Below are 17,594 nucleotides of genomic sequence, written 5' to 3' on the forward strand. Positions count from 1 at the left end.
AAAGCACCTAGATTTTATCATCTAAGTGCTTTTTCTATATTGAGGTGGGGTTATTCACTAAATGATAGTAGAACACTTTTCACATTTGTTCGTGTAACAATCAGCTTGTTCCTCCATCTCTTTTTTACAAGCGACACACTTTTTCTTTGGCAAGTTTTTAAAGAACTGAATAGGTGACATTAACATAAAATAAGATTCCTCCTCGTGTCCTTTTAATACTACTATACTGTATTAATACAGTTTTGTTAACACCTTTTTCTGTTTTATAACAAAATAGGAGGTTAGACCTATATGGAAATTAAAACGATTGGATTTTGGGGTGCTTATCCTGAGAAAGGTGAAGCAACGTCCTGTTATTTAGTAAAGAAAAATAACTTTCATTTGGTCATTGATCTTGGAAGCGGGGCATTATCGAGGTTACAGCATTATATAGATATTAAAGATATTAACGCTGTTGTCCTGTCCCATTTTCATAATGACCATATAGCTGATGTAGGTGCTTTTCAATACGCATGTTTAGTACAACAGCAATTGAAACAGTTACCTGGAAAAATCCCAATTTATGCTTCAACTGACAACCCTAGACCTTTCGAAAAATTAAATCATCAGGCAACGGAAGCTCGTGCTTTTGATGAGCGAAAGAAGCAACAAATTGGTCCTTTTTATCTTTCGTTTTTAGAAACCAAACATCCAAAACCTTGCTATGCAATGCGAATTGAATGCGGTGATGATGTCGTTGTGTACACGGCTGATACGTCTTACTTTAAAGAACTCGTTGAATTCTCAAAAGATGCAGATTTATTAATTGCAGAAACAAGTTTTTACAGAGGTATGGATGGTAGTAAGGCGGGGCACATGACGAGTGATGACGTCGCAAAGCTCGCACAAAAAGCTAATGTTAATGAAGTTTGGTTGACACACTTACCTCATTTTGGTGAACATGATCAGTTGTTAAATGAAGTCTCAGAGGGGTACGATGGCCCGATACAATTAGCAAAAGAAGGTTTAACCTGGCGCTCATAATCTTTGCTAATACTAATAGAGTTATATAAAATTAGTATGTGGAAACCTACATAAGGAGGAGAACAATGCTTTACTTTATTGATAACGAAAATATAACCGATCCCTATATTAATTTGGCGATTGAGGAATACGTGCTAAATCATTTAAATATTAGTGAAGATCAGCAGTATTTACTGTTCTATGTAAATGGTCCTTCAATTATCATTGGACGTAATCAGAATACAGTAGAAGAGATTAATACGGATTTTGTTGACGCTAATAATATTAAAGTGGTTCGCCGTCTATCAGGAGGCGGAGCAGTTTATCATGATTTAGGGAACCTTAATTTTAGTTTTCTAGCAAAAGACGAAGGGGATAGCTTCAGTAACTTTGCGAAGTTTACACAACCCGTGGTAGACGCGCTACAGAAACTTGGAGTTAATGCTGAACTTTCTGGTCGTAACGATTTAACCGCTGATGGCCGAAAAATTTCAGGGAATGCCCAATTTACGAAAAAAGGCCGCATGTTCAGTCATGGAACTTTGATGTTTGACTCGGAAGTTGAAAATGTTGTGTCATCCCTAAAAGTTAAATCAGAAAAAATTCGTTCAAAAGGGATTAAGTCAATTAGAAGCCGTGTAGCTAACATCTCTGAGTTTTTAGATAACAAAATGACAATGGACGAGTTTAAAGAAGTTTTATTAAAGTATATTTTTGATGTAGAAGATATCAAAGATGTCCCTCGTTATGAACTGAAAGAAGAGGACTGGAAGAAAATTAACGAGATTTCAGAAAGCCGCTATCAAAGATGGGACTGGAACTACGGACGTTCGCCGAAATTCAATATCCAACATTCTAAGCGTGTTGAAGGCGTTGGTTCATATGACGTTCGCCTCGATGTGAAAAAAGGTGTTATTGAAGATGTTCATATTTTCGGAGACTTCTTTGGTATCGGTGAAGTAGATGAACTTGAAAATGCACTTAAAGGTGTTAAGTATGAGCGACAAGCAATCCAAGATGCGATTAAGGACCTAGATGTCCAGCATTATTTAGGTAAAATTGAAGAAGACGATTTCTTATCGTTAGTTTACTAGTTGATCAAAGACCACGGGACGCCCGTGGTCTTTTTGACTATTGGCTTTTGAGCACTCAACTGTCATTAGCTTATTCAACGTAAAAAATTTGCGAGTTTAGCCGTATTAATTTATAATGAATTCAGAAAATAATGAATGATTATTCATTCATAATGACTTCGAGGGGGATTTTACATATGAATCTTAGTGATCAATTGTCGCTTACGGCAAAGGATAATTTGTCAAAAACGGCATATGTGTTTAACGGAGAGGAGACGAACTATCAAACGCTAGAAGGCTCCGTGACTAAGTTTGCATCAAGTTTACAAGAGCTAGGGTATCAAAAAGGCGATCACATTGCATTAGTGGTCGGTAATACACCGCATTTTATTATTGGATTATATGGTGCATTGCGCCTAGGCTTAACAGTTATTCCGGTTAATCCAATTTATACCGCGGATGAAATCGGTTACATCATTAATAACGGTGATGTGAAAGGTATTATAACGCTAGATGTGTTAATGGAAAAATTCGAACAGATGGATTCAATGCTTTCAAATGTTCAGCATTATATTGTGGGTGAGACGAAACCAGATTATGATGTGAATCAATCTTCTTTAAGCGAAAAAGCCTATTCATTCACAAAATTAGTGCATGCAGGAAGTTTAGAACTCGACCGTCCAACATTAAATGATGATGATACAGCGGTTATTTTATATACCTCAGGCACAACCGGAAAACCAAAAGGTGCTATGTTAACGCATAAAAATATATATTCAAATGCAAAAGATGTAGGTGAGTATTTAAAAATTGGAGCTGAAGATCGCGTTATTGCTGCGCTACCGATGTTCCACGTGTTCTGTTTAACCGTGGCCTTAAACGCTCCATTATTAAGTGGCGCAACGGTCTTAATTGTTCCGAAATTCTCACCAGAAGCAGTTTTCCAAATTACGAAGCAATTTAATGCTTCTGTGTTTGCTGGTGTACCGACGATGTATAACTATTTATTACAATACCCGAACGAAGATGAAAAAGACTTCTCATCAATTAGACTATGCATTTCTGGGGGCGCATCCATGCCAGTGGCTTTATTAGAAAAATTTGAACAGCACTTTGATGTACGCGTCTCAGAAGGTTATGGCTTATCCGAAGCATCACCGGTTACTTGCTTCAATCCACTTGACCGCCCAAGAAAAGCAGGGTCAATTGGCACGGATATCTTAAATGTCGAAAATAAAGTTGTTAATGAGAACGGAAATGAGTTACCACGTGGCGACGTTGGTGAGTTAGCTGTTCGAGGACCAAACGTGATGAAAGGTTATTACAAATTGCCGGAAGAAACGAATGCATCAATTAAAGATGGCTGGTTATATACGGGAGATATGGCTTACCAAGATGAAGAAGGATACTTTTTCATCGTTGATCGTAAGAAAGATCTAATTCTAGTCGGAGGATACAATGTTTACCCGCGTGAAGTTGAAGAAGTTTTATATAGCCATGATAAAATTAGTGAAGTAGCTGTAATTGGCGTACCTGATCCGGATTTAGGTGAAGCAGTGATAGCTTTTGTTGTCGCAACAGATTCATCCGTTATAGAAGAGGAGTTATATAAGTTAGCTCAAGATAAACTCGCTAAATACAAAGTCCCTAAAGAAATTCGTTTCTTAGACGAACTACCAAAAAATACAACAGGAAAAATTTTAAGAAGAAGCTTAAAAGAACAACTTGCACCAAATCAATAAAGAAACCGTTTTCAGTATTCCCTGGTGATTAACGCTGGGGAATTTTTTTATGAAAAAAAGGTTGATTTCTTATTTCGTCATCTCTATACTAGTTATCAACATCAATTTTTGCTTTAGTACATAAAAGCAAACAAGTATAAAAGTGATAAAATATTGAGAGGGGAATTGAACATGAAAAAATTAATTAGTTTAGTCATTGTAGGGTTACTCGCTATGGTTTTAACCGCGTGTGGGACGTCTTCGGGAGCAGAAGAAAATCAAGATTCATTGACGATTGGTATTTCGCAAATTGTTGAGCATCCGGCATTAGACCAAGCAACAGAAGGTTTTAAACAAGCGATCACTGATGCTGATTTGGATGTTGAATTTGAAGAAGAAGTGGCACAGGGTGACAGCAATAATAACCAAATGATCGCTCAAAAGTTAGTTGGCGATGATGTCGATTTAATCTTTGGTAACTCAACTCCAAGTGCTCAAAGTGCACTAAACGAAACATCTGAGATTCCAATCGTGTTTACATCTGTAACGGATCCAGTTGGCGCTGGTTTGGTTGAAACGATGGAAGAGCCTGGTAGCAATGTAACAGGAACAGCTGATATGCACCCGGATACATTGCCGAACACAATGGATTTAATTCGTGAAATAGGGGCTGAGTCAGTTGGACTAATTTACAACGCATCTGAACAAAATTCAGTGTCTCAAGTTGAATCTGTAAATCAGTTAGCGGAAGAAAAAGGGCTTGAAACTGCAGAAGCAACGGTGTCTTCGTCATCTGAGGTAAAACAAGCTGCTGAATCTTTAACTAATAAAGCAGATGTGTTTCTCATCATTACAGATAATACGGTTGTCAGTGCATTAGAAACTGTCATAATGGTCGGACAAGATCAGCAAATGCCTGTTGTCGTAAGTGAACATGATTCGGTAGAGCGAGGTGGATTTGCCGCATTTGGGTTTGATTACTTCGATATTGGTTACGATGCAGGTGAAAAAGCAGTCGCAATTTTAAAAGATGGAAAGTCACCTAGTGAAATTCCAGCAGAATTTCCGCAAAACTTACAACTTATGATTAATACAGAAGCAGCAGAGAAGATGGGTGTTGAACTAACAGAAGAGCTAAAAGAAAAGGCTGAATTAGTTACAACAGAGAAGGATGAATAGAGGAGAGTAATTATGATTGATGCGTTATACGGTGCAATTGAATCCGGCTTAATTTACGCTATTATGGCACTTGGGGTGTATATTTCATTTAGAATACTAGATTTCCCTGACTTAACGGTAGACGGAAGTTTTGTTACAGGTGGGGCTGTTGCCGCAGTCATGATCGTCGGCGGCAGCAATCCTCTTATAGCCACTCTATCAGGTGCTTTAGCAGGGATGATCGCAGGCTTTTTAACTGGTATTCTTCATACGAAAGGAAATATTAATCCGCTATTGGCAGGTATACTCATGATGATTGCCTTATATTCTATTAATCTTAGAATTATGGGGCAGCCGAATATACCGATGTTAAATGAAGTGACAGTCTTTACAACTCTATCATCCTGGTTAACTGGTTTAGATAACGTTTTGATCAAACCTTTTGAGTTGTTAGGTATTGCGGCATACGCCCCTAGCACGTTTTATGTTCTAACTTCAATGTTTATCATTATATTAATAGTCAAGAAGTTACTAGACTTCTTTTTACGTACGGAAGCGGGTATTACGCTAAGAGCGACTGGTGATAATCAATCGATGGTTAGAAGTTTTTCGACCAATACGAATCTTTATATTGTCCTTGGTATGGGTCTGTCTAATATGTTAGTCGCTTTAAGTGGTGCGATGGTCGTTCAATACAATGGGTTTGCAGATGTTAACTTAGGTGTCGGAATGATTATTATTGGACTTGCGTCCGTGATTATAGGTGAGGTTCTGTTCGGTAAAGACAAAATTGTACGTATGACATTAGCCGTTGTGTTAGGCTCAATTGCTTATCGAATCATTTATTCATTAGCGCTACAAATTGATTTTCTAGAAGCGAGTGATATGAAGTTAATTACAGCATTAATTGTCATTAGCGCACTCGTTGTTCCAAATTGGTTAGATAAAAATAAAGCCAAACGTGAATTTAAAAAGTCTAAAAAATTGGCATTAAAACGTCAGCAGGGAAAGGAAGTCCAACATGCTTCAGTTAAATAACATTCATAAAACGTTCTATCCCAATACACCGGATGAGCGTCGTGCCCTTCAAAATGTGTCACAAGAACTAAACTCTGGAGACTTTGTGACGATTATCGGAAGTAATGGTGCTGGAAAATCGACGTTATTGAACATGTTAGCAGGATCTTTATTGCCTGATGAAGGTGAAGTTTGGATTGACGGAAAGAACGTAACGGCTTTACCAGAAGAAAAAAGAGCTAAATTCATCGGTCGCGTCTTTCAAAACCCGTTAACTGGAACAGCACCAGGCATGACGATTGAAGAGAACATGATGATTTCCCTCGGTAGAACGAATAGACGTAGTGTTTGGAAAGGCATCACGAAAAAAACACGTGAACAGTTCCGTGAGCATTTATCAACGTTAGAGATTGGGTTAGAAAACCGCCTGAATTCAAAGGTTGGCTTATTATCAGGCGGCGAACGACAAGCGTTGTCATTACTGATGGCAACCTTCACAGAACCTAAAATCTTACTTTTAGACGAACATACAGCAGCTCTCGATCCATCCAAGGAGTCGCTGATTATTAACCTAACGAAGGATTTAGTCGAAAAGCAACAGCTTACAACTGTCATGGTCACACACCAAATGGACCAAGCCTTGGAACTAGGCAACCGCCTTTGGATGATGGACGAAGGCGAAATCATTTTTGAAGCAGACGACGAAAATAAACAAGACCTCACTGTACCAGACCTGTTAAAAGAATTTGAGAATGTTCGTGGCAAACGAATGGCAAGTGATCGTGCGTTATTAGCTAAATAGATTAAACATAGTTCAATATAAGTACCGATTATGGTGCTTATGTTGAACTATGTTTTTATTTTCGTTGGTAAAAATTTTTTACTGGAGTTTACCTGATTAAAAAAGTATCTTTGAAGCGGTTTTTTGCTGAATTATGTCTTTTTACTATAGAAATTTGTCATTTTTAGGCATTTAGACCTTGAAAAAGACTGAATGGAGACATTTAACTTTTAAAGGCAATTTTTATATAGTCTTAAAAGATAAATAGTAGTCAATAGGGGGAAATAAGATGAAGTTTAACGATACACCTACAGTTACAGGAAAAACTTTAGCTATTTTGCCTTATGAGATGAGTGATGAAAATATTGGGTCGCATGTTTTAGAGAAAGGTCGTGAGTATCATACTCACTTAAACCCTAGGCAGCTCATGGATCAGGCATGTAAAGAGTATGGTTCCGATTTGCGAGGGCGTATTAACGGAACTCAACACATTGCAGGTGTTAATCGAAAAGCACCCATTGCAATTGATACTCATAGCAAAGTATTTTACCTGCCGACTTCATCACCTAAGTCCAATGAGTGCGTGTGGATTTGCTACAATCATGTTTTATTTATTGAAAAAGTAAAACAAAAATTAACGCGAGTTCACTTCAACAGTGGCGAAAGTATTTTAATTAATATTTCATACTCATCATTGAATAACCAATTACAAAAAACAGCTCAATATCGAAACTTATTAGAAAAACGTGTTAGTAGGCTTCAGAAAGAGATTGAGCTAGATCTTTTAGAGCTTCAACCATAAGTTCTCGATATAGTTGTTCAACCTTTTTACGAACGGCGGGGTTAAAGTACCGTCGTTCTTCTTCGTAGCCGCGCGCCATAAATAAGTAAGTTGAGAAAGTATCATTCTTTTGGATGAAAACAACGTCAATATTGCCTTTCCTCATCTGGCCTCTTAAGTTTTTCCGTTCGTTCTTCGCTAACTGTTCCATGTGACGTAACAAGTTCATATAAGGTTCTTTGATTTTAAAAGCTCCATTCTCTATTTGTTCGAGATCTTTTTCGAGTACAATAATTGCCATTGAAAGAAACAGGTAACGCGATGCTATTCGAAATTCTTCGTTTGTTAAGTAACGCATGATGTATCCCTCCAACAAAATCGAACGTATGTTCTATATTATAACCTAATGTTAAAAAATATTCAACAAAGATACAGAATGCAAAAAGTCTTAAATTAATATAAAATAGAGGTATCAGAGATAGAGATAGGAGTCTAGCTATGAATCAGGATTTCTCAAATATAGATGAAGTCAAAGAAATGATCTCGGATTCAGTTATTGGTGGTTATATCGTAGAGTTGCTCGAATTTTATGGGAGTTTCGGTCCGGTGCCGGGGTTATTACTTCCTTTTATTGAAGCGTTTTTCCCGTTTCTACCAGTCATTGTTTTTATATTAGCGAACTCTATTGTATATGGATTAATTTTTGGTTTTTTATTTTCTTGGATTGGTGCAGCAACTGGGTCCATTTTAGTTTTCATTTTAATACGCAAATTAGAACGGTTTAATTGGGTCCAGCGTTTAAAAGAACAGAAGCAAGTAAATAAAGTTATATCATTTTTTGATCGACATGGATTCGGTCCTATATTCTTATTATTATGTTTCCCTTTTTCTCCCTCAGCATTAATTAATGTGGTGGCTGCGTTTACAAGGATTTCCCTTCAACAATTTGCGTTAGCTGTATTATTAGGGAAAGCGGCAATGATTTTTTCTGTTTCCTACGTAGGAGACAGTATAGCATCTTTTGCGCAAAACCCTTTTAAAACCGTTATTGTAGGGGCATGTATAGGGTTGTTTTGGATAATTGGTAAATATATGGAGAAACGAATTCAAAGTAGAGCAGAAAAAGTAAGTGAGTACGACTTCGAGCGTAAGGAGGATTAGGATGGCCTTACAGTTTATATTAGGACGATCAGGTTCGGAATTTGGTCATTATGTGTTAAATGAGATCACCGAGGAGATTAAACAGGATCCACAAGGTGATCCTATTTTTTATTTAGTGCCCGACCAGATGGCTTTCCAACAAGAGTATGATTTAGTTCGTAAGCATGGCGTCAATGGTTCAATTAGGGCACAAGTGTTTAGTTTTTCTAGGTTGGCTTGGTATATCTTTAATGAAGTAGGCGGAGCGACAAAGCCGTTTATTTCATCAACTGGTATCCAAATGATGCTTAGAAAATTGGCTGAGGAGCAACGTGATTCCTTACAAGCGTTCCAAGAAGCGATTGATAAACAAGGGTTTATTGAGCATTTAGAAAGTATGATAACAGAGATTAAGCGTTATCGAATTACGCCTGAGTCTTTACATAGTGTCGTTATGGAAATGGCGAAATTTCAACATACACACCCCAATGAAGTCGCGTTGAAAAATAAATTATCAGACCTTTCCTTAATTTATAATGAGCTTGATCAACATTTAAGGGGCCATTACATCGATCGTGAAGACCAATTGGAATTAATGGTTGAAAAAATTAAAGATACAGGAATTCTAAGTCAATCAACGATTTATATTGACGGATTCCACCGTTTCACCCCACAAGAATATTACGTCATTGAAGCTTTAATGAAATATGCCAAAAATGTACACATCACGATGATGATCAACCCAGGTGTGTCTGATGGCAGCGAATTAGATTTGTTTTACCAAACGAAAACGACACTTGATACAATTACAGAAATTGCTGAAGATAATGCAATTGAAATCGAAGAGCCATATTATTTATCGCCACAGCAGCGGTTTAAAGGGAATCGTGGTTTAGAGCACCTTGAGCGTTATTTTGAAACGCAACCAACACCTGAGTACGATGGTGATGTGTCGATGAAGTTAGTTGAGTCTGTTCATCCGCGTGCGGAGGTTGAAGGTGTCGCTCAAGAGATTACGAGATTAGTGCGTGATGAGGATTACCGTTATCGTGATATGGCCTTACTCATTCGTCAACCGGAAGTCTATCATGACCTAATTGAAACGATTTTTGAAGACTATCAAATTCCAGTGTTTATTGATGAAAAGAAAACGATGTTAAACCATCCGTTTGTGGAATTAATTCGAACAGGCATCGAAATTGTTAATAGTAACTGGCGTTATGACGCTGTCTTTCGGTTATTGAAAACGGGCTTTGTTCCGAAAAGTCATGAAGAACATCCGTTAACAGAAGAAGCGATTGATACATTAGAAAATTACGTGCTGGAATATGGAATTAGAAGACGCGACCAATGGATATCTAATGAACGCTGGCCGTATCAACGGTTTACAGGTTTAGAATTCCGCCGCCAAACTGACGATGAAAAAGAAGTGGAAGAGAAAATCAACGCTTACCGAGAACAAGTAGCCTCGGCATTGAAACCTTTAGATGATGGACTGAGATCTGCAAGAACAGTCTCAGAAAAGTGCCAGGCGATTTTTGAATGGTTAGAACAGATAAATGCACCTAGGTCATTAGAGCGCCTTAGAGATCAGTATGATGAAGCAGGTCGAGTCGAAACGGCAAGAGAACAAGAGCAAGTTTGGCAAGCTGTCATGGAACTATTAGATGAAATGGTTGAGATGATTGGAGACGATGAGGTTTCCACGCCGATGTTTTTATCGATCGTTGAAGCGGGCTTTGATACGTTAACGTTTGCGCAAGTGCCGCCAACCATTGACCACGTTATTATCGGTAGTGTCGAGAGGTCGAGGCTATCCGATGTCAAAGTCGGTTTTGTCCTTGGTGCTGTTGAAGGTGTCTATCCGCAAAAGCCACCAAATGAAGGTATGGTGACGGATGATGAGCGATTAATTTTAGAAAATCACGGTGTAAAACTAGCCGATCGAGCTGAACGCGTATTATTAGACGATCGCTTTTATATGTATATTGCTTTTACACTCGCGTCTGAGAAGTTATGGGTGAGTTATCCATTAAGTGACGAAGAAGGGCGGTCTAAAGTCCCAGCGCCTATTGTGAAACGTCTGCAGACAATGTTTCCTGAGGCAGAGCGGAAATTTTTAATGGATGATGAAGATGAGCATGATCCGTTGCGTTTTATTACGAACAGGGAGAAGACTCGTGCAATTTTAACCGCTGAATTATCGAAGTATTTACGTGGTTATCCTGTCTCTTCTGTCTATTGGGATACGCTTCACTGGTATGTTGAACACGAAGTAAAAGGCGATATCACACAACGTGTTCTTCAAAGCTTATTCTATCGCCCAGAACCAGAGAATCTAAAACAAGAGACGGTCAGTCAATTATACGACGAGACGATTCGTTCCAGTGTGTCTCGTTTAGAAACTTATCATCAGTGTTCGTATCATTATTTTGCTCAGTATACATTAGGCTTACAAGAACGAAACACATTCCAATTAGCGGCACCAGATATTGGCCAATTGTTCCATGAATCGTTACGTGCGATTACCGAATGGGTGTACGAAGAGGGTAAAGCGTTCTTCGAGTTAAGCGATGAAGAGATTAAACGTTATGCTAGACGTGCAGTCGAGCAATTAGCACCTGTGTTGAACCATCAGATTTTATTCAGTTCAAATCGTTATAAATATATTTTAAGAAAGCTCGAACAAGTTATTATTCGAGCAACCAATGTTCTAGCCTATCAAGCTAGACATTCTGACTTTACACCAGCTGGCATAGAAATAGGGTTCGGTAAGAAACAGAAGCTACCACCATTGCAGCTGAATTTGCCACAAGGTTATAAGCTTGAGCTAAGTGGGCGTATTGACCGAGTGGACCAGGCAGAAATTGATGATCAGCTGTATTTAAGAATTATTGATTACAAATCTAGCAATAAAGACTTAAGCTTAGTCGACGTTTATTATGGCCTAGCCCTTCAAATGTTGACGTACCTAGATGTAGTATTAACGCATTCGTCTAACTGGGTTGGAAAGCAGGCTGAACCTGCTGGTGTGCTGTATTTCCATGTTCACAATCCAACCATTTCAGATCCAAAAACTTTAGATGAAAAAGCTTTAGAAGAAGAAGTCGTTAAAGCATTCAAGATGAATGGCTTATTACTAGAAGACGAACAAGTGGCACAGGCAATGGATCAGTCGATTGACTCAGGAACGAGTAAGATTGCGCCATTTGGTGTGAAAAAAGATGGTTCTTTCCGAAGTGGGTCAAAAACCGTTGATCAAACGGTTTTTGAGCGGATGAATGATTATGTCAGAAATGTCATGACCCAAGCGGGCAGTGAGATTGTGGGTGGACAAGTGAAACTCAATCCATTTCAGAAGAAAGATATGGTTGCGTGTACATATTGTCCGTTCCAATCCGTTTGTCAGTTTGACCCAACGTTAGATGAACATGAATACCGCAGATTGAAAGAAGATAAGGATGAAATCATGCTTCAGAAGATGTTAGAACGAGAGGAGGACCGTTAAATGAAATGGACGAAAGAACAAGAATTAGCTATTTACGAAGATGGTAAAGACGTGTTAGTGGCCGCAGCTGCGGGATCTGGTAAGACTGCTGTACTAGTCGAACGTATCATTCAAAAGATGTTAAGAGATGAAGACCATTATAACATTGATGAAATGCTCGTTGTGACGTTTACAAATGCAGCCGCACAAGAGATGCGCACACGTGTTGGTGGCGCAATTGAAAAAGCGCTGCAATCTAATCCAGACTCCTTTCATTTAAAAAAGCAGCTGTCTTTATTACAGCGTGCTAATATATCAACACTCCACTCGTTCTGTATGGAAGTTGTACGAAAGTATAGCTATCAACTGGATTTAGACCCAAGCTTTCGAATACTAGATAATATTGAAGCGGAATTGCTTCGTAATGATGTTATTGGAGATATTTTCGAAGAATGGTACGGAAAAGAAGGAGAAGAACAAGAGCAGTTCTTTCGTTTTGTGGATAGTTTTTCAAATGATCGTGATGATGCAAAAGTTGAAACGTTAGTGCTTAAAATGTATGAGTTTGCGATGCAAAACCCTTGGCCTTATGAGTGGTTAAAGGACATTCGTCAATCGTATCAGTTAGCAGATGATGTGACGTTAGATGACCTCCAGTGGATGCCAATCGTTAGAGACGATATAAAAGAAAATCTTGAAGCGATGTTATTTGATGTCAATCAGGCATTGGATATGGCGCAAGATGTCTCTGGTCCGTATCATTACGTTCCAACACTTGAACAAGATCGTGAACAAATTAAACAATTAATGGACTATGTTGGTGCCCCTTGGGATGAGCTTAGACAAGCGTTTAAAGAGAATGAGAAGTTCGGAACGTTATCTCGTAAAAAAGTCGAATGTGACGAAGCGTTAAAAGAAGCGGTTAAAGACGTTCGAGACCGTTATAAAGACAGAATGAAAAAGTTGATCGAGCGTTGGTTTAACCGTCAGCCCGAATCGTTAATGGAAGATTTACATAAGTTAAGTCCATTAATTGATCAGTTGGTTGTGTTGGTCAAACAATTTCATGAGCAGTTTCAAACGGCTAAAAAAGAACAAGCCCTCGTAGACTTTTCAGATTTAGAACATTATTGCCTAGAGATTTTATTAGATGAATCAGCAACCCCAGATCATTTAATCGGATCAACGGTTGCTGAGCAATTTCAACGGCAATTTAGAGAAGTGCTCATTGACGAATATCAAGATACAAACTTGGTACAAGAGACCATTTTACAGCTAGTCACACAAGGTGAGCATGCGGGTCATTTATTTATGGTCGGAGATGTGAAGCAAAGTATTTACCGTTTCCGTCATGCGGAGCCATCTTTATTTATGAACAAATACAAACACTTCAAATTAGAAGACAATCCGGCACTTAGAATTGATTTAGCTCGTAATTTCCGTAGTCGTAAAGAAGTGTTGGATTCAACAAACTATATTTTCCGTCAGCTTCTAGATAATCAAGTCGGTGAAATGCCTTACGAAGAGGATGCGGAATTAATATATAGTAACCAAGTCTATGACCAATTAACGATGACTGACGTAGATACAGAGATGCACGTCATTACACAAGATGAACTCGAAGACGAATCGGTATCTGATGAGTGGAAATATATCGAGAAAGCACAATTAGAGGCAAGAGCTTATGCTGAGAAGATTCAACATTGTATCGGAACTCATAGTGGCGATCCGGTCAAAATTATCGATAAAGAAACGGAACAACCACGTGAATTGAAGTATCGCGATATCGTGATTCTCATGCGTTCTATGACTTGGGCAAGTGTGATTGTTGAGGAGTTAAAACAACTTGGGATTCCTGTATATGCAGACATTTCATCGGGTTATTTAGAAGCGATGGAAGTTCAAATTATGCTTAATGTATTAAAAACAATTGATAATCCACAACAGGATATCCCGCTTGCTAGCGTCCTGAAATCGCCAATCGTCGGGTTAAACGAAGATGATCTTGCCAACATCCGACTTCATGGAAAACGACAACCATTTTATGTAGCTATGAAAAACTACATAAGGCAAGGTGAAAACGAGCATGTCGTTCGTCAGTTAAAAACGTTTCTGACGATGTTTGAAAATTGGCGAGAGGAAGCACGGTATGGTGCACTATCTAAATTAATTTGGCAAATCTATCGTGACACGGGTTATTTTGAGTTTGTAGGTGGAACCCCTGGTGGAAAGCAGCGACAGGCTAATCTCCGTGCATTATATGACCGTGCACGTTCGTATGAAAATACGGCGTATAGAGGTTTGTATCGTTTCTTGAGGTTCATTGAACGGATGGAAGAAAAAGGTGAAGATCTAGCGGCAGCTCGAGCACTCGGTGAGCAAGAAGATGTCGTTAGAATTATGACGATTCACAAAAGTAAAGGACTAGAATTTCCGTTTGTTATATTGGGTGCAGCAGATAAAAACTTTAATGAAATGGATTTCCGCGCTCAATACTTACTTCATAAAGACCAAGGCTTTGGCGCGAAGTATATGGATGTCGATAAACGTTTGTTATTTACAACATTCCCGTTTGAGGCCATTAAGGTTGCCTTAAAGCGTGAAATGTTAGCTGAGGAAATGCGGATCCTTTATGTTGCACTCACTCGTGCAAAAGAGAAACTAACAATCGTCGGCACCGTAAAAGATTTTGATAAACGTCTAGCGAAATGGAATGAAGTCACATCTCATCTAGAATGGGTGCTACCACCACATGTAAGAACAGATCAAGCGACCTATTTAAACTGGATTGGAACAGCCTTAGTTCGTCACGAACACGCTAAAGACATTCAGGTCAATCAAGTGGCTTCCAATGTCCCTTCTGCGATTCAAAGGGATGAATCCAAGTGGAAGATAAGCGTTCAACATGCTAGTGAACTGATGGACCCTAAGTGGATTACGGTTGAACGTAATGATAAATTAGAAGACATGATTCGAAATTGGGATGCATCTCAGGTTGGCGAAAAATCAGATCAATACGAGGAAGTTGATCGCCGTTTGACTTTCGTTTATCTGCACCATAGCAGTGCCAACCGGCGTGCTAAACAAACGGTGACCGAACTGAAGAGACTCAGACAAACGGTTGATGATTACAGTAGTATGGACCTCATGAATAAACAACCAAAGATGCGTTTCCAACGTCCGCGTTTTATGCAAAAAGATGCAAAGAAGCTAACTCCAACGGAAATCGGAAGCGCCATGCACACTGTCATGCAACACCTATACTTTAATCGTGAATGGACGAAAGAACTACTAACAGAGTTTGTCGATGGCCTGGTACTAAAAGAAGTGTTACGCGAAGAAGAAACAGAAGTTATTGATTATGACGCTATATTAAGATTATTAGATCACCCAGTCGGTAAAAAACTATCTCAAGCAACTGACATTGAACGAGAATTACCGTTTACAATGGAGCTTCCAGCTTCTGAAGTTTACCCAGACTGGCAAGACCCTAATGAAGAATCGGTCATTATTCAAGGTGTCATAGACTGTTTATTTAAAACAGAAGACGGCTGGTATCTATTAGATTATAAAACAGACTCCATTTTTGGCGAATTAACAGAAGACAAGGTCGCAGAACTAGAAGACCGTTATGCGTTGCAAGTCGAACTATATAAGCGTGCTGTTGAAAACATTTGGGACGTGAATCTTGAGCATGTTTATCTATACTTCTTTGAACGCGACTTATTATTAGAACATTAAAATGGTTCGGGATTTCCCGGACCATTTTTTTAACAAATTGAAGCCAAATCATATGGTTTATAGTCTAATAGGTAAGAGGATTGAGAGGTGATGGCCATCATTAAACTTGTGAAAAAAGCCCAAAAAGGGGATGAACAGGCGTATATTCAATTATTTCAGCAGTTTGAAGCGGATATTTATCGTACCGCTTTCGTCTACGTTAACAATCAGGAAGATGCACTGGATGTCGTCCAAGAAGTGGCTTATCGTTCCTTTAAAAAGATTAAATCATTAAAGCAACCAAAGTATTTCAAAACGTGGTTAATCCGTATTACAATTCGTTGTGCAGTTGATTTACTTAATAAAAGAAAGAAGGTCGTTCAGTTAAATACAAGTTATGAGGAATTGATTGAAGATGAACAGGATCTTGATTTGTCTTTGGCTTTATCTTTAGAAGATATCATTAATCAACTGGCACCCAATGAAAAATCGGTCGTACTCTTAAAATATTATTATGACTATACTTTTCAAGAGATATCAGATGTATTAGAAATCCCCTTAGGATCCGCAAAATCCTTATTATATCGAGCCATTAGAAAACTTCGTAAGGACTTAGAGGGGAGTGATTTTGTTGAGTAATATAAAAAATGAATTGGATCAGATCGAACTGCCGGAAGAACTTCATTCGAGAAGTAAAAAAGGTATTTATAAGGCAAAGGCCGACGGTGCAGTTAGTACACCAAATTCGAGAAAGTTCATCTCAATTGCTATAAGTTTATTAATAGTAGTTGGAGTTGGTTTTGTTTTACTGAACTTAAATTCAGGTAATCAAAAAGCCAATGGTATTCAGCAAAATGATGATGGAAGTATAGATATTCCTGCCATTGAATTACCTGATAACCCGAGCAGTGCTGATATGATTGGTTTAATTGTTTATCAAGGAAATGTGTATACCCAGACTCGAACTGAAATTAATTATGAAGATGCTCAAGATTTAATAGATGAACAGATTGGTGTAACAAAAGGAAATATCGATGAGTGGAGTGATGATGAAGCTTATACTGAAGAATTAGCCTCATCAATTGGATCAGGGCTCGATGTCTACACGATGAAAGGGTATGACGAAGGTTTTCGAATTATGGCTTTTGACTGGCCGGAACAAGGACGAGTGGAGATTTTTGAGAGACTAAATGGCATCACAATTCAGAATAGCCAAGATCTATTTGAAAAATTAAAGCTTCAAGGTCATGTAAAGGAAGCGGAGTATCGTACGTTTGATGATTGGAACTATAACCGTGACAATTACCATGCAATTGAAGATACAGAAAGAGTTCAATCGTTTGTAGATGGATTATATAATATGGATATGAAAGTCAGTGGTGACGAAGCAAATCCAATTCGAGAATCCCGTAATAATGATGAATTTAGAGAATTAATTTTTCACCTAGACGATGGTACTAAGGTTCGTTTGACGTTAATCAAGGGTGGATATATTCACTATTCCTATACCGGAATTTATTTTGAGATGAAGCAGGAAACCTTTCAAGGAATTTGGAAGGAAATGATAGAAGAATAATGTTCAAAATAACAAGACGATTCTTAATTTGGTCGTCTTGTTATTTTTTGATAAAATAATTGAAATATTGTGTCTATAGTCTAAAGATTTAAAAAGAGTAATTTTGAGAGGTCTCTCGAACGTAGATGAAATCTCTCG

At 38.3% G+C, this 17,594-nt stretch carries 14 protein-coding genes; 12 read left to right on the forward strand and 2 right to left on the reverse strand.

Features of this window, described 5'->3' with window-relative positions:
• Positions 1 to 57: 57 nt before the first annotated feature.
• The gene (gene yhfH / locus EDC24_RS09935; protein ID WP_124222132.1) at positions 58 to 186 is read right to left on the reverse strand and encodes a protein YhfH; all 129 of its coding nucleotides are present in this window, start codon (positions 184 to 186) and stop codon (positions 58 to 60) included.
• A 105-nt stretch (positions 187 to 291) separates the two neighbouring features.
• Here yhfH and EDC24_RS09940 point away from each other — a divergent pair, with 105 nt between their 5' ends.
• The 7 genes from EDC24_RS09940 to EDC24_RS09970 all read left to right on the forward strand — a co-directional run bounded on the left by EDC24_RS09940 (position 292) and on the right by EDC24_RS09970 (position 7,554).
• The gene (locus tag EDC24_RS09940) at positions 292 to 1,023 is read left to right on the forward strand and encodes an MBL fold metallo-hydrolase (protein WP_124222134.1); all 732 of its coding nucleotides are present in this window, start codon (positions 292 to 294) and stop codon (positions 1,021 to 1,023) included.
• 65 nt (positions 1,024 to 1,088) lie between these two features.
• The gene (gene lplA / locus EDC24_RS09945; protein ID WP_124222136.1) at positions 1,089 to 2,096 is read left to right on the forward strand and encodes a lipoate--protein ligase; all 1,008 of its coding nucleotides are present in this window, start codon (positions 1,089 to 1,091) and stop codon (positions 2,094 to 2,096) included.
• 176 nt (positions 2,097 to 2,272) lie between these two features.
• Positions 2,273 to 3,817 (forward strand): fatty acid--CoA ligase family protein, encoded by a 1,545-nt coding sequence (locus tag EDC24_RS09950; protein ID WP_124222138.1) that lies wholly within the window; start codon positions 2,273 to 2,275, stop codon positions 3,815 to 3,817.
• Positions 3,818 to 3,988: 171 nt separating this feature from the next.
• The gene (locus tag EDC24_RS09955; protein WP_124222140.1) at positions 3,989 to 4,975 is read left to right on the forward strand and encodes an ABC transporter substrate-binding protein; all 987 of its coding nucleotides are present in this window, start codon (positions 3,989 to 3,991) and stop codon (positions 4,973 to 4,975) included.
• Positions 4,976 to 4,987: 12 nt separating this feature from the next.
• Positions 4,988 to 5,992, forward strand: coding sequence for an ABC transporter permease (locus tag EDC24_RS09960; protein ID WP_124222142.1), 1,005 nt, complete (start codon positions 4,988 to 4,990; stop codon positions 5,990 to 5,992).
• Positions 5,976 to 6,773 carry an ABC transporter ATP-binding protein gene (locus tag EDC24_RS09965; RefSeq protein ID WP_124222144.1) on the forward strand — a complete coding sequence of 266 codons (798 nt, stop codon included), beginning with the start codon at positions 5,976 to 5,978 and terminating at the stop codon, positions 6,771 to 6,773. The genes EDC24_RS09960 and EDC24_RS09965 overlap by 17 nt, the downstream gene beginning before the upstream one ends.
• Positions 6,774 to 7,041: 268 nt before the next feature.
• A complete protein-coding gene (locus tag EDC24_RS09970) occupies positions 7,042 to 7,554 on the forward strand; it encodes a competence protein ComK (protein ID WP_124222146.1) in 513 nt (170 codons plus the stop codon).
• Here the strand turns inward: EDC24_RS09970 and EDC24_RS09975 are convergent.
• Complete coding sequence (locus EDC24_RS09975) at positions 7,502 to 7,891, reverse strand: YhjD family protein (RefSeq protein ID WP_124222148.1); 390 nt, start codon at positions 7,889 to 7,891, stop codon at positions 7,502 to 7,504. The two genes, EDC24_RS09970 and EDC24_RS09975, sit on opposite strands and share 53 nt — an antisense overlap.
• A 140-nt stretch (positions 7,892 to 8,031) precedes the next feature.
• On the opposite strand from EDC24_RS09975, the gene EDC24_RS09980 reads away from it, so the two are divergent.
• The 5 genes from EDC24_RS09980 (at position 8,032) to EDC24_RS10000 (ending at position 17,456) form a co-directional block, all read left to right on the forward strand.
• Positions 8,032 to 8,694 carry a TVP38/TMEM64 family protein gene (locus EDC24_RS09980; RefSeq protein WP_124222150.1) on the forward strand — a complete coding sequence of 221 codons (663 nt, stop codon included), beginning with the start codon at positions 8,032 to 8,034 and terminating at the stop codon, positions 8,692 to 8,694.
• A 1-nt stretch (position 8,695) separates the two neighbouring features.
• Positions 8,696 to 12,181: a helicase-exonuclease AddAB subunit AddB gene (addB, locus tag EDC24_RS09985; protein ID WP_124222152.1), complete on the forward strand. Its 3,486-nt coding sequence runs from the start codon at positions 8,696 to 8,698 to the stop codon at positions 12,179 to 12,181.
• Positions 12,182 to 15,901: a helicase-exonuclease AddAB subunit AddA gene (gene addA, locus EDC24_RS09990; RefSeq protein WP_124222154.1), complete on the forward strand. Its 3,720-nt coding sequence runs from the start codon at positions 12,182 to 12,184 to the stop codon at positions 15,899 to 15,901.
• A 90-nt stretch (positions 15,902 to 15,991) separates the two neighbouring features.
• Positions 15,992 to 16,519 carry a sigma-70 family RNA polymerase sigma factor gene (locus EDC24_RS09995; RefSeq protein WP_124222581.1) on the forward strand — a complete coding sequence of 176 codons (528 nt, stop codon included), beginning with the start codon at positions 15,992 to 15,994 and terminating at the stop codon, positions 16,517 to 16,519.
• Positions 16,512 to 17,456 (forward strand): hypothetical protein, encoded by a 945-nt coding sequence (locus tag EDC24_RS10000; protein WP_124222156.1) that lies wholly within the window; start codon positions 16,512 to 16,514, stop codon positions 17,454 to 17,456. The genes EDC24_RS09995 and EDC24_RS10000 overlap by 8 nt, the downstream gene beginning before the upstream one ends.
• Positions 17,457 to 17,594: the final 138 nt, after the last annotated feature.

Origin of the sequence: Aquisalibacillus elongatus (assembly GCF_003843875.1) — a bacterium.
GTDB lineage: Bacteria > Bacillota > Bacilli > Bacillales > Alkalibacillaceae > Aquisalibacillus > Aquisalibacillus elongatus.

Excerpts from the sequence above, each read along its gene's own strand:
- addB (WP_124222152.1), top strand. The coding sequence starts at position 8,696 with ATGGCCTTACAGTTTATATTAGGACGATCAGGTTCGGAATTTGGTCAT.
- EDC24_RS09955 (WP_124222140.1), top strand. The coding sequence starts at position 3,989 with ATGAAAAAATTAATTAGTTTAGTCATTGTAGGGTTACTCGCTATGGTT.
- EDC24_RS09940 (WP_124222134.1), top strand. The coding sequence starts at position 292 with ATGGAAATTAAAACGATTGGATTTTGGGGTGCTTATCCTGAGAAAGGT.
- EDC24_RS09965 (WP_124222144.1), top strand. The coding sequence starts at position 5,976 with ATGCTTCAGTTAAATAACATTCATAAAACGTTCTATCCCAATACACCG.
- lplA (WP_124222136.1), top strand. The coding sequence starts at position 1,089 with ATGCTTTACTTTATTGATAACGAAAATATAACCGATCCCTATATTAAT.
- EDC24_RS09950 (WP_124222138.1), top strand. The coding sequence starts at position 2,273 with ATGAATCTTAGTGATCAATTGTCGCTTACGGCAAAGGATAATTTGTCA.
- addA (WP_124222154.1), top strand. The coding sequence starts at position 12,182 with ATGAAATGGACGAAAGAACAAGAATTAGCTATTTACGAAGATGGTAAA.
- EDC24_RS09995 (WP_124222581.1), top strand. The coding sequence starts at position 15,992 with ATGGCCATCATTAAACTTGTGAAAAAAGCCCAAAAAGGGGATGAACAG.
- yhfH (WP_124222132.1), bottom strand. The coding sequence starts at position 186 with ATGTTAATGTCACCTATTCAGTTCTTTAAAAACTTGCCAAAGAAAAAG.
- EDC24_RS09970 (WP_124222146.1), top strand. The coding sequence starts at position 7,042 with ATGAAGTTTAACGATACACCTACAGTTACAGGAAAAACTTTAGCTATT.
- EDC24_RS09960 (WP_124222142.1), top strand. The coding sequence starts at position 4,988 with ATGATTGATGCGTTATACGGTGCAATTGAATCCGGCTTAATTTACGCT.
- EDC24_RS09980 (WP_124222150.1), top strand. The coding sequence starts at position 8,032 with ATGAATCAGGATTTCTCAAATATAGATGAAGTCAAAGAAATGATCTCG.
- EDC24_RS09975 (WP_124222148.1), bottom strand. The coding sequence starts at position 7,891 with ATGCGTTACTTAACAAACGAAGAATTTCGAATAGCATCGCGTTACCTG.